Below are 12,784 nucleotides of genomic sequence, written 5' to 3' on the forward strand. Positions count from 1 at the left end.
TAGGGGGATCACATGAACGATGATGCAAACGACGGCCTGCGGCAGGCCGCACTCGATTATCACCAATTCCCCAAGCCTGGAAAACTGGAAATTCGCGCGACCAAGCCGCTGGCCAACGGTCGTGACCTTGCACGTGCCTATTCGCCCGGCGTGGCCGAAGCCTGTCTGGAAATCAAAGCCAACCCCGATACCGCCCGCGATTACACCACGCGCGGCAATCTGGTGGGGGTCGTGACCAACGGCACGGCGGTACTGGGCCTTGGCAACATCGGCGCTCTTGCGTCAAAGCCGGTGATGGAAGGCAAGGCCGTCCTGTTCAAGAAGTTCGCCAATATCGACTGCTTTGACATCGAATTGAATGAACCCGACCCGGTAAAGCTTGCCGAGATCGTCTGCGCGCTCGAGCCGACTTTTGGCGCGATCAATCTTGAGGATATCAAAGCCCCCGAATGCTTTATTGTTGAAAAGATATGCCGCGAGCGGATGAACATCCCCGTGTTCCACGATGACCAGCACGGCACCGCAATTGTTGTCGGTGCCGCTGCGACGAACGCGCTGCGCGTTGCGGGCAAAAACTTTGAAGATATCAAAATCGTCAGTACCGGCGGCGGCGCGGCGGGCATTGCCTGCCTGAACATGCTGCTGAAACTGGGCGTAAAGCGCGAAAACGTCTGGCTTTGCGACATCGAAGGTCTGGTCTACCACGGCCGCGAAAAGGACATGACCCCACAAAAGGCGGAATACGCGCAAGGGTCGACGCCTGCTTCGCTGGGTGATGTGATTGATGGCGCGGATATGTTCCTGGGCCTGTCTGGCCCCGGCGTTCTGAAACCCGAAATGGTTGCCAAGATGGCCAAGCGTCCGATCATCTTTGCGCTGGCCAACCCCAACCCAGAGATCAGCCCCGATGATGCTCGCGCCGTCACCCCTGATGCGATTATCGCCACTGGCCGCAGCGACTTTCCCAATCAGGTAAACAACGTACTGTGTTTCCCATTCATCTTCCGCGGTGCGCTGGATGTGGGTGCCACCGATATCAACGACGAAATGAAGATCGCGTGTATCGAAGGCATTGCCGCGCTGGCCCGCGCCACCACCAGCGCCGAAGCCGCCGCCGCCTACAGTGGTGAAAAGCTGACGTTCGGGGCTGATTATCTGATCCCGAAACCATTTGATCCGCGTCTCATGGGTGTCGTTGCCAGTGCGGTCGCCAAGGCCGCGATGGAAACCGGCGTTGCCACCCGCCCGATCGAAAACATGACAGCCTACAAGGCCAAACTGGACGGATCTGTCTTTAAATCCGCCATGATAATGCGTCCCGTATTCGAGGCCGCGCGCACCGCCACCCGCCGCATCGTCTTTGCCGAGGGTGAAGATGAACGGGTCTTGCGCGCATCACAGGCGATCATGGAAGAAACAACCGATACGCCGATCCTGATTGGCCGCCCCGACGTGATTGAACGGCGTTGCGAAAGGGCGGGCCTCAAGATCCGGCCCGGTGTGGATTTCAGCATCGTGAACCCGGAAAACGACCCGCGCTACCGCGACTATTGGCAGACGTACCACAATCTGATGGCCCGCAAAGGCGTGACACCTGACCTTGCCAAGGCGATCATGCGCACGAATTCTACCGCGATTGGTGCCGTCATGGTGCACCGTGGCGAGGCAGACAGCCTGATCTGCGGCACCTTTGGCCAATTCCTATGGCATCTGAACTACGTCACACAGATTCTCGGCACCAAAGAACTGCACCCGGTCGCCGCCCTGTCTCTGATGATCCTGGAAGACGGCCCGCTGTTTATTGCCGACACTCAGGTTCATCCGGAACCAACCCCGGAACAGATCGCGGAAACCGTGATCGGCGCCGCGCGTCACGTCCGCCGCTTTGGGGTCGAGCCGAAAATTGCGCTGTGTTCACACAGCCAATTCGGCAATCTTGATTGCGACACCGGGCGCCGGATGCGGGCCGCAATGGCGATCCTTGACAGCACGCCGCGTGACTTTGCCTATGAGGGTGAAATGCATATCGACGCCGCGTTGGACGTCGAACTGCGCAGCCGCATCTTCCCAGAGGCCCATCTTCCCGGCCCCGCCAACACACTGGTTTTCGCCAATACCGATGCGGCATCGGGCGTGCGTAACATCCTCAAAATGAAAGGTGGCGGCCTCGAGGTTGGGCCGATCCTTATGGGCATGGGCAATCGCTGCCACATCGTGACCCCATCAATCACCGCACGCGGACTGTTGAACATGTCGGCCATCGCCGGAACGCCCGTGGCGCACTATGGTTAACGCCGCAACGCCCGAAGGCGCGCCAAAAGAAGATGAAAATAGGCTAGCGCGGACCCCTGTGATCGCGTGTCTCAAGTGGGGTACAGGGTACCCAGCCATCTATACAAATATGCTCTACCGCGCCATCAGTGATACAATTTCCGTTCCTTTCACATTCGTGTGCATTACAGACGACCCGACAGGGCTTGACGATGGGATCGAAACCCGGCCCCTTCCTCCGTTTGCTCTTGAACGCCATCTCTGGACACATGGCATATGGCCCAAATTCGCGATTTGCGCGAAAGATATGTTCACGCCTGAGACGCCGATACTTTATTTGGACGTCGATGTGCTTGTGACTGGTGATCTGGCGCCTCTCATCGCGCATGTGACCACGAACCGTGGGCTGCAGGTCCCGCAAGGCTGGCACAATACCCACGAAAGGTGGTTCCCGCGACTTTTTCCTGCAGAGCGGATCACCCATGGCGCCGTCATCGGCTTGATCGGCGGTGAGCAAGACCATCTGTATGATATGGTCAAAGACCGTGGCGCTGACCTGATCGAAGAGTACGGAAATGATCAGGTCGTTTTTCACAACCATGGCGCCAAGCGGCAGTACTTGCCCAATGGGTGGGTCCTGAGTTTTAAAAAATCGCTGGCGTGGCATTTTCCAACAAGTCTGTTTCTGCAACCGTCAAGGCCTCCAGCAGATTGTATGATCGTGTCTTTCCACGGTACGCCCAACCCGCAGGACATGACACAAAGACCATTCAAGCGCGGGGGTTCGCCTGAAAAGTTTGGCTACTTTCCGGTCAAATGGATCAAGGACTACTGGACACGCTACTCTCGCGACAGTGACCTCTAGGGGCACGCGCGTTGTCAATTTTTTGACTAGTCGCACAAAAGCATGTGCCAACAGGCTTGCCGCACTACGGATGCAGGCGTAACAAAATCCTACGTTGTTTTGGGAGGAACGCATGGGTTACCGCGATGTATACGCCGCTTGGCAAAATGATCCTGAAGGCTTTTGGATGGAACAGGCCAAAGCGATTGATTGGGTCACGCCGCCATCCCGTGCGCTGAATGACGCAAATGCCCCGCTTTATGAATGGTTCACCGACAGCCGCGTGAATACCTGCTACAACGCCGTTGACCGCCATGTCGCCAACGGGCGCGGTGATCAGGTTGCGATTATCTACGACAGCCCGATCACGGACACCAAGTCGCAGATGACCTATGCGGAACTGCTGGATGAAACGGCCAATCTTGCAGGCGCGCTGCGCGACAAAGGCGTGACCAAAGGCGACCGGGTCATCATCTATATGCCGATGGTCCCCGAAGCATTGGTGGCCATGCTCGCCTGTGCCCGACTGGGGGCCATACACTCGGTCGTGTTTGGGGGGTTTGCCGCGCATGAACTGGCCGTGCGGATTGACGATGCGACACCCAAAGCGATCATCGCTGCCTCTTGCGGGTTAGAGCCGGGGCGCATTGTACCCTATAAACCGCTGTTGGATGGTGCGATCGAACACGCCCGGCACAAGCCTGAATTCACGGTGGTCTTGCAGCGACAGCAACACACCTGTGATCTGATCCCCAACCGCGATTACGACTGGCACGCGATCCAAGACGGCGTAACCCCCGCCGAATGCGTGCCCGTCGAAGGCAACCACCCCGCCTATATCCTGTATACATCCGGGACGACGGGGGCGCCCAAAGGCGTCGTGCGCCCGACCGCCGGGCATCTCGTGGCCCTGAACTGGACCATGAAGGCGATCTACAATGTCGATCCCGGCGATGTGTTCTGGGCGGCTTCTGATGTGGGGTGGGTCGTGGGCCACAGCTATATCTGCTATGCGCCGCTGATCCACGGGAACACGACCGTCGTGTTCGAGGGTAAACCCATCGGCACGCCCGACGCGGGCACCTTTTGGCGGGTCATTCAGGAACACAACGTGCGGTCGTTTTTCACCGCCCCGACAGCGTTCCGTGCCATCAAACGCGAAGATCCAAAAGGCGAGATGATCAAAGACTACGATATCTCATGCCTGCGTGCGCTGTATTTGGCGGGTGAACGGGCCGACCCGGACACTATTGAATGGGCGCAAAAGGTCATGAACGTACCGGTCTACGATCACTGGTGGCAGACCGAAACCGGCTTTACAATTGCCGGCAACCCCGCTGGCATCGAGGCGCTGCCAGTCAAGATCGGATCGCCCACCGTCGCCATGCCCGGCTATGATGTGCAAATCCTGGACGAGGCGGGCCACCCGATGAAACCCGGCGCGTTGGGTGCCATCGCGATCAAACTACCACTGCCCCCCGGCACCCTGCCCACGCTGTGGAATGCGCAGGATCGGTTCATCAAATCATACCTTGCGACCTTCCCCGGCTACTATGAAACCGGTGACGCGGGCATGATTGACGCAGATGGCTATCTTTACATCATGGCGCGCACAGATGACGTGATCAACGTGGCCGGGCACCGCCTGTCGACCGGCGCCATGGAAGAGGTACTTGCCGCCCATCCAGACGTCGGCGAATGTGCCGTGATCGGTGTTACCGATGAACTAAAGGGGCAATTGCCCATGGGTTTCGTGTGCCTGAACAACGGCTGCAACAGACCACATACCGACATCGTCAAAGAGGTGATCAAATCTGTCCGCGATACAATCGGACCTGTGGCGGCGTTCAAACTGGTCGCCGTGGTGGATCGGCTGCCCAAGACGCGATCCGGCAAGATCCTGCGCGCCACGATGGTCAAGATTGCCGACGACCAACCCTTCAAGATGCCCGCAACAATTGACGATCCGGCCATTTTGGACGAAATCCGTGACGCATTGAAACCAATGGGCTACGCGGGCGCCTGAACCCGCCCGCCATCAGGCGAATTGTTCGCGGATCAGGCGTTCTTCCAGGCCGTGACCGGGGTCAAACAGGATACGATGCGCGATATCCGGCTCTGAACGGATTTCGACGCTGGTAACATTGCGCACCGACTGGCCATCGGCATCCGCCATGACTGGCCGCTTTTCCGGCTCGATCACATCGAACCGGACCACGGCACCTTTGGGCAACAGCGCCCCACGCCAGCGGCGCGGCCGAAAAGCCGCCATCGCGGTCAGTGCCAGAACATCTGACCCAATGGGCAGGATTGGACCGTGCGCAGAGTAGTTGTAAGCGGTCGATCCCGCAGGCGTCGCCACCAAAGCCCCGTCGCAGACAAGTTCATTCATGCGCAGCTTGCCATCAACGGTGATCCGCAATTTCGCGGCTTGCGGGCCGGCGCGCAGCAGGCTCACCTCGTTGATAGCCAGCGCTTTGTGGGTCTTGCCATCCAGCGTGACAGCCGTCATCGCCAGCGGGTTGATCACCTCTTCCTCGGCCTCATCCAGCCGTTCTTGCAGATCATCGGCGTGAAATTCGTTCATCAGGAAACCGACGGTTCCGCGGTTCATCCCATAGACCGGCACCGACAACGCCTGCGTCGCATGCAGGGTCTGCAACATGAAACCATCACCGCCAAGCGCGACAATCACGTCGGCTGCGTCTTGCGGCACATCGCCATATGCCTGCCGCAAATCTTGCAAGGCAGCTTGCGCCAACGGCACCGGGCTGGCTGTAAAGGCAATTTTGGGGCGTGACATAGACAAAAATCCGTTAAGTTCCGTCAAGTAGTCCAACGATCCTCGGCGAAACGCAAGACGCGGATATGAAACAAACATGGCGCGCTCATGAACATCATGGTCGTTTTGACACTTTTGAACAGGCGCACCTTGCGTTATGAGTGCCCAAGATTTTTGCGAAATGCACTTTCCAGGGGGACTGCACCATGAACGTCACTGTACGCGACGACGGCTTTTTTACTGAAACCCTAGAGACCCGCGATCCGGTACTGCATGCGGCCATGCAGGCCGAACTGCGGCGCCAACGCAAAGAGATCGAGCTTATCGCGTCCGAAAACATCGTCTCGGCCGCCGTCATGGAAGCGCAAGGCAGCGTGCTGACGAACAAATACGCCGAAGGTTACCCTGGTCGCCGCTATTATGGCGGCTGCGCGCATGTGGACGTGGCAGAGAATTTGGCCATCGACCGTGCCAAGGAACTGTTCGATTGCGAATTCGCCAACGTGCAGCCAAACTCTGGCAGCCAAGCCAATCAGGGTGTGTTTCAGGCGCTTTTGCAGCCCGGCGATACCATCCTTGGCATGTCGCTCGATGCCGGTGGTCACCTGACGCATGGCGCAAAGCCCAACCAGTCGGGCAAGTGGTTCAATGCCATCCAATATGGTGTCCGCCAACAAGACAGCCTGCTCGACTATGACGAGGTGGAGCGTCTCGCGACGGAACATCAGCCCAAGATGATTATCGCCGGTGGCTCGGCCATCGCACGCATCATCGACTTTGCCCGCATGCGCGAAATTGCGGATAGTGTCGGCGCATACCTGCTGGTCGATATGGCCCATTTTGCGGGTCTGGTCGCCGCGGGCCTCTACCCGTCGCCCTTCCCGCATGCGCATGTCGCCACGACGACAACGCATAAGACCCTGCGCGGCCCACGCGGTGGGATGATCCTGACCAACGACGAAACCATCGCCAAAAAGGTCAATTCCGCAATTTTCCCCGGCATTCAGGGTGGCCCGTTGATGCATGTGATCGCTGGCAAGGCTGTGGCCTTTGGCGAGGCGCTGCGCCCCGAATTCAGAACCTATCAGCAACAGGTGATCAAGAACGCCCAAGCATTGGCCGATCAGCTGATGAAGGGTGGCTTGGATATCGTCACGGGCGGCACAGACACCCATTTGATGTTGGTCGATTTGCGCCCCAAAGGCGTGAAGGGCAATGCGACCGAAAAGGCGCTTGGTCGTGCCCATATCACCTGTAACAAAAACGGCATCCCCTTTGATGTCGAAAAGCCGACGATCACGTCGGGTATTCGCCTCGGCTCGCCTGCCGGCACGACACGCGGGTTCGGTGAAACCGAATTCCGTCAGATCGCCGACTGGATCGTGGAAGTGACCGACGGGCTGGCGGCGCATGGTGAAGATGGCAACAGCGCCGTCGAAGACAAGGTCAAGGCAGAAGTCGAAGCCATGTGCGACCTTTTCCCGATCTATCCCAACCTTTAAGCAGCGTAGGGTGGGTTAAAACCCACCTTACGAAAACATTCGCAAACCGCCACGAAACATCCGTGGCGGTTTTTTAGTGCTGTGATTGCCAGCAGCGCGCGCGGCATGCCGTCTAAACAAAGCCCCGTTGCACAAGCACATATAAAACAACAACAAAAATCACGATGAATGCCAATGCGATCGACGCTGTGATATTGCGCAGTTGGTTCCACATCCGTTCCCTTGGGTCGACCCCCGCCAGATAGGCAACCGCATTGCGATGCGCCTGATTCACCCGTGCGCCATCAATCATGCGGGCCAGCTTTGGATTTTCGGCCAAGGCTTCCGCATCGGCCAAATAGCGCAGGTCGCGGCGAATGCCGCGCGGCAGCATGCGTCCAGCCCGGCGCAATTGCACCCGCAGGTTTCCGCCCCTGATCCGCAGCCGTGTTTCAATCAGCTGGCGGATTTCTGCGATTTTGTGGTCGAGAGCATGGTCCATCACCCTGCGGTAGTGATCTTTGCGCGCGCGCTCAATGCCTCTGGCAACTCGGGGCCATCACGGGTTAGAAAAGGTGCATGTTGAACACGGTTTTCCATGACGGCCCCGATGGGGTGCCCCTACTGATCGCGCATGGGCTTTTTGGGTCTGCGCGTAACTGGGGCGTGATCGCCAAGCGGATGGCCGAGACCCGTCCTGTCATCGCCGTAGACATGCGCAACCACGGCTCAAGCCCGTGGTTTGACACCCATTCCTATGATGACCTTGCGGATGATTTGGCACAGGTGATCGACAGGCCGATGGATGTTCTGGGGCATTCCATGGGCGGCAAGGCCGCAATGGCGCTGGCCCTTAAATTTCCCGCCAAGGTCCGCCGCCTGATCGTGGCGGACATCGCGCCGGTCACCTATGCGCATAGTCAGTTGGGCCCGCTTGATGCGATGCGCAACGTCGATCTGGCGGCGATCCACAACCGGGCCGACGCGAAAGCAGCGCTTGGCGATCTGGAACCGGGCGTGGCCGATTTCTTGCTGCAAAGTCTTGATATGAAAGACCGGAAATGGCGCTTGAATTTGGATACTCTGGCCGCAGAGATGGACAAAATCCTTGGTTTTCCTGATTTCACACGACAGTTTGACGGGCCGACGCTGTTTTTGTCGGGGGGTGCGTCGCACTATGTCCAGCCGGATCACCGACCGACGATCGAGAAACTTTTCCCTCACGCAAAATTCGCAAAAATCCCCGGCGCCGGACATTGGTTACATGCCGAAAAGCCCCGTGAATTTGAGGCCGCCGTCGCCGCGTTCCTCGGTTAGGCCAGTTGTTGCCCGGCATTGGGCCAAAGCGCGCAGCCTGCTCACAAAAAATGCGCTGGTCTGCATGGCAATTGTTGCGGCGGGGACAACGCCGCCCTACGGTAGTCGCTGAGATATGAAAGGACATTCAATGATCAGACTTCTTGCGCTTGCTGTTATCCTGAACCTTGCCGCTTGCGAGACCGTCAAAGGCGTGGGCGAAGATATCAGCAATGCCGGCACGGCCATCGACAACGCACTTTGAAATCACAAGGTGCGCCGTAGAGGCGCACCTTACGACGCAATATTGCGAATCATATCCGCAGCTTTTTCAGCGATCATGATTGTGGGCGCGTTGGTGTTACCGCCAATCAGTTTCGGCATGATCGAAGCATCCACAACCCGCAGCCCCTTGAGCCCACGCACACGTAGCTGCGGATCGACAACAGCCATATCATCAACGCCCATTTTGCAGGTGCCCACGGGGTGATAGATCGTGTCGGCATGGGCACGGATATGTGCCTCCCAGTCGGCATCGGTCATATTATCCCTGATCCCAAACAGTTCCTTGTGGCGGTATTTGGCCAGTGCTGGCGCCTGCAGAATGTCACGGGTCAGCCGCGCGCCCTTGATTGCTGTTGCAAGATCGCGCGGGTCTGAAAGAAACTTCGGATCAATCGCAGGTGCCGCCATAGGATCACGGCTTTGCAGTGTGACAGCGCCCCGACTGTGCGGGTACACGGCGCAGACGTGGCAGCTGAACCCATATCCCAAATGCAGCTTGCGGGCGTGTTCCTCGACCAGAGCAATCACGAAATGCAACTGTACATCTGGGCGGTCCAGTGTCGGATCTGTTTTCAGAAATGCCGCGCCTTCGGCAAACGGCGTCGCCATCATTCCGGTGCCGGTCTTGCGCCAATTCAGGATATGTTTGATCAGGCCAATCGTGCCAGCAATTCCGATCCCGAAACTGTCGGTATCTTTGGTTTTATAGGCCAGAGTAACATCCAGATGGTCCTGTAGGTTCTGGCCGACGCCCGGCAGTTCATGCACCATCGCAATACCATGCGACGTAATATCTGCGGGCCGCCCTACGCCCGATAACTGCAACAGTTGCGGCGAATTGAATGTGCCACCGCATAAAATCACCTCTTTGCCAGCCAGAACCTGCTTGTCGGTCTTCCCTTGGCGATAGGTCACGCCGGTGGCGCGCTTGCCTTGAAACAGTATCTTTGTAGCCTGTGCATTGGTGATAACGGTCAGATTGGGGCGGCCCATGGCAGGAAAAAGATAGGCAGCGGCAGCCGAACAGCGTTCGCCATTCTGGGCCGGATCGTGGAATTGGGTGACCTGATACAGCCCGATCCCTTCATTGTCGCCAGCGTTGAAATCGGCAACCGCGCGGTGCTTCATTTGCGTCCCGGCTTCAACAAACGCGCGGGTAATCGGGCGCTGGCTTTTCTGCTCGGACACTTGCAGCGGGCCAGCCGCGCCATGGAACGCATCCTCGCCGCGCTCATTATTTTCGGATTTGCGGAAATAGGGCAGCACGTCGTCCCAGGACCAGCCGTTGCACCCAAGATCAGCCCAACCATCATAATCCGACTTGTGCCCTCGGACATAAAGCATCGCATTGATCGCACTGGACCCACCAAGCGCCTTGCCCCGAGGTTGATAGCCTTTGCGCCCATTCAGACCCGGCTGCGCGACGGTGCGAAAGGCCCAGTTGCTGATCTTGGGCCGCCCCGGCAGCATCGCCACGACGGCGGCGGGCGTGCGGATCAGGATATGATCACCCTTGCCACCAGCCTCAAGCAGGCAAACGCGAATGTTGGGGTCTTCGGTCAGACGCGCAGCCAGTGTTGACCCGGCAGAACCGCCGCCAACAATCACATAATCAAAGCTCATCTATGCGGCCCTCCCCCAGCGCATCCTTGGTAGAACAATCCGTCGCGCGCTGTCCACTGGATAGGCGGGCATAACCCCGCCTCTAAAGGATCGGCGAGGTCAGGAAAGTAGCCAGACAAAGGCCGCCCATCACAATGCCAAAGACGTGGGGAAGGTAAGACATGATATGCTCCATCGCAGTGATGAAGATGATACGTCGCACCACCGCATTTCCGGCGTTATTTCTTTTTGACGAACTCTGTCAGGATCACGATCCGCTGACCTTCCACGCGGCCTTCGATATGGCCAGTGTTCTCTGCGACCAGCGAAATCCCACGCACGGCCGTGCCGCGCTTTGCGGTAAAGCCGCCGCCTTTGACTGGCAGGTCCTTGATCAACACCACGGTATCGCCGGTATTCAGGGTCGCACCGTGCGCGTCTCTATGTTGGCTGTCGGCGGCGACATTATCCGCCCAGGCCCGCGTTTCATCATCAAGATACAACTGATCGGCCAAGTCCTGCGCCCATGGCGTGCCCAGCCTGGCCAGGGTGCGCATGGCAAGCACCTGAATGGCCGGGTCGTCTGACCACATCGTCGTGGCGAGGCTGCGGAAATGGTTTTCGTCAGGCGCGTCCAGACCTGCCGCGCAGATGGCGCAGATATCGACTGTGGCGTCATGTGGGCCGCCGGGGACAGGTGTGGCGATCAACGGGGTATCGGCTGCGGTGCAAAGGGGGCATGTCATGGCGCAGCGTTATCGGCTTTTGCGCGCAGGCGCCAGTGCCGTTTCAGACCGCGCAAGCCTTGCACAGGGCGGTATCGGGCAACAGCTCCAACCGGGCGTCCGAAATTGGCTCGCCGCATTTCAGACAAATGCCGTAGGTGCCAGCGCCGATCCGGGCAAGCGCGGCGTCGATGCGCTTTAGCGCGTCCAACTCGTGCCGGCCCAGCGCCTCGAGCACAGGGTCCCCCTGCCGCTCGGACGAATAATCCTCGAGGTCCTTGGTCGGGGTTTCATCAAGCTGGTCTTCGACCTTGTTCAAATGTGCTGTCAGTTCGGCCCGGCGGGTCAGCAGGGTTTGTTTTTGGGTGGCGATGTCCATGACGCTGTCTCCTTTAGACTAAGGAGAGGTTGGCGCGATATGGGCAGGGCTGCTTTGATTTGAGTCAATCAGGAGCGCAATTCAAAGCGCCGCTGCCGAACCGAGGGGGTGGGCGAGTGCCGGGTGACGTACCCACATGCGCAGTGTCTCATTATGGATGCCGCGCCCGAACCGAGGGGTGGGCGAGAAGCGCCCGCTCCGTGGGGGCGGTTCGGGCGCGCTTTAGCTTATTCTATCACATCGTCTTCATCATCCGAATTATCTTCGATTTGCTTCGGTGCGTCCGAAACATCAGGTATAAGTCCGATATCTAATTGATCAAACTCAGACGCCGCCGCAAATACTTTTAGCCTTTTCTGCCGTCCGTCTTCAGCATCGACTGAAGTAAAAGCACATACTGCTTCCATTTTTTCATCGAACCTTCCTTTTTCACGCAATGCGTACGCTCGCGCGGCATCTACAATTACAGTCAAAGATTTTCGGTCTGCTTCGGCGAGTAAGTCAAAGGTAAATGCTTGCTCAAGTTCTAAGTCAAACAATCGGCCTGTCCGATTACGTCCATCAAAACTAGTAACTAGAAACCGTTGTGATCGAGTTTCATCGTTAAAAATGCTTTCGTACATATATTCTTTGCTTGTCGCATCAAGAACAACCGAGTTGTCATCGCCATTAATGTAAATATTCACATTTGCCGCACCGTGATTCACGACCGAATGTGCTCGTCGAATAGAAGGTTCCGCAGCTTGAATTAGAGCACCTAAATCTCCTGCATTTATTCGCCCGTCACTTTCGGCATCTTCAATTTCATCGGCGCCGCTTATACCAGTTGCGCGCTTAAATACAGTTTCCACGAGTTTCCAAGATGCGTTTGCCAAACCCTTTCCATATGCCTCAGCAAGGTAAGGTGCATATTGAGCAAACTCAAAAACAAATTCGAATGATCCTTCTTTTGTTGCCACTAGATTTAATTCAAGGTTTAGGTCTTTGAAGTTTCGCCGCCGAATTTCACCAGTTTGAGCAAAATTCAATACCATCATTAAGGCTTGTGATATTCCATGCGCGCTATCTAGAGCAGTAAAAGCGGGGACTTCATGCCCATCAGCATCTTCGCCACGCAAC

Annotated in this window: 12 protein-coding genes; 6 read left to right on the forward strand and 6 right to left on the reverse strand. The window is 57.4% G+C overall.

All coding sequences use genetic code 11. The annotated features are described in order from the left end of the window. The first annotated feature begins 12 nt into the window (after positions 1-12). The 3 genes from QZ196_RS07725 (at position 13) to prpE (ending at position 5,141) form a co-directional block, all read left to right on the forward strand. On the forward strand, positions 13-2,292 hold the full coding sequence (locus QZ196_RS07725; protein WP_296425233.1) for an NADP-dependent malic enzyme: 2,280 nt from the start codon (positions 13-15) through the stop codon (positions 2,290-2,292). Positions 2,293-2,578: 286 nt separating this feature from the next. Beyond that, positions 2,579-3,136 (forward strand): hypothetical protein, encoded by a 558-nt coding sequence (locus tag QZ196_RS07730; RefSeq protein WP_296425234.1) that lies wholly within the window; start codon positions 2,579-2,581, stop codon positions 3,134-3,136. Between the two features lie 112 nt (positions 3,137-3,248). Further along, positions 3,249-5,141 (forward strand): propionate-CoA ligase PrpE, encoded by a 1,893-nt coding sequence (gene prpE, locus QZ196_RS07735; protein WP_296425235.1) that lies wholly within the window; start codon positions 3,249-3,251, stop codon positions 5,139-5,141. Positions 5,142-5,153: 12 nt separating this feature from the next. Here the strand turns inward: prpE and QZ196_RS07740 are convergent, their stop codons facing one another. Beyond that, positions 5,154-5,918 carry an NAD kinase gene (locus QZ196_RS07740; RefSeq protein ID WP_296425236.1) on the reverse strand — a complete coding sequence of 255 codons (765 nt, stop codon included), beginning with the start codon at positions 5,916-5,918 and terminating at the stop codon, positions 5,154-5,156. A gap of 185 nt (positions 5,919-6,103) precedes the next feature. Here QZ196_RS07740 and glyA point away from each other — a divergent pair, with 185 nt between their 5' ends. Continuing rightward, positions 6,104-7,399: a serine hydroxymethyltransferase gene (glyA, locus tag QZ196_RS07745; RefSeq protein ID WP_296425237.1), complete on the forward strand. Its 1,296-nt coding sequence runs from the start codon at positions 6,104-6,106 to the stop codon at positions 7,397-7,399. A gap of 112 nt (positions 7,400-7,511) precedes the next feature. Here the strand turns inward: glyA and QZ196_RS07750 are convergent, their stop codons facing one another. After that, positions 7,512-7,880 carry a hypothetical protein gene (locus QZ196_RS07750; RefSeq protein WP_296425238.1) on the reverse strand — a complete coding sequence of 123 codons (369 nt, stop codon included), beginning with the start codon at positions 7,878-7,880 and terminating at the stop codon, positions 7,512-7,514. Positions 7,881-7,957: 77 nt separating this feature from the next. Here QZ196_RS07750 and QZ196_RS07755 point away from each other — a divergent pair, with 77 nt between their 5' ends. Together QZ196_RS07755 and QZ196_RS07760 are read left to right on the forward strand one after the other, a co-directional pair. Further along, a complete protein-coding gene (locus QZ196_RS07755) occupies positions 7,958-8,695 on the forward strand; it encodes an alpha/beta fold hydrolase (protein ID WP_296425239.1) in 738 nt (245 codons plus the stop codon). Between the two features lie 130 nt (positions 8,696-8,825). Next, positions 8,826-8,939, forward strand: coding sequence for an entericidin A/B family lipoprotein (locus QZ196_RS07760; RefSeq protein ID WP_296425240.1), 114 nt, complete (start codon positions 8,826-8,828; stop codon positions 8,937-8,939). A 29-nt stretch (positions 8,940-8,968) separates the two neighbouring features. On the opposite strand, the gene QZ196_RS07765 is transcribed toward QZ196_RS07760, so the two are convergent. The 4 genes from QZ196_RS07765 to QZ196_RS07780 form a co-directional block, all read right to left on the reverse strand. Next, positions 8,969-10,582: a choline dehydrogenase gene (locus QZ196_RS07765; RefSeq protein ID WP_296425241.1), complete on the reverse strand. Its 1,614-nt coding sequence runs from the start codon at positions 10,580-10,582 to the stop codon at positions 8,969-8,971. Between the two features lie 218 nt (positions 10,583-10,800). Further along, entirely contained in the window at positions 10,801-11,307 is a 507-nt protein-coding gene (locus tag QZ196_RS07770) for an alkylphosphonate utilization protein (protein ID WP_296425242.1), read from the reverse strand. A 43-nt stretch (positions 11,308-11,350) separates the two neighbouring features. Further along, on the reverse strand, positions 11,351-11,665 hold the full coding sequence (locus tag QZ196_RS07775; RefSeq protein WP_296425243.1) for a TraR/DksA C4-type zinc finger protein: 315 nt from the start codon (positions 11,663-11,665) through the stop codon (positions 11,351-11,353). Between the two features lie 227 nt (positions 11,666-11,892). Beyond that, positions 11,893-12,784: hypothetical protein (locus QZ196_RS07780; RefSeq protein ID WP_296425244.1), on the reverse strand; the 892-nt coding region annotated here is incomplete at its 5' end.

It is taken from the genome of Yoonia sp., from assembly GCF_017854565.1.
In the GTDB taxonomy this organism is placed as follows: domain Bacteria; phylum Pseudomonadota; class Alphaproteobacteria; order Rhodobacterales; family Rhodobacteraceae; genus Yoonia.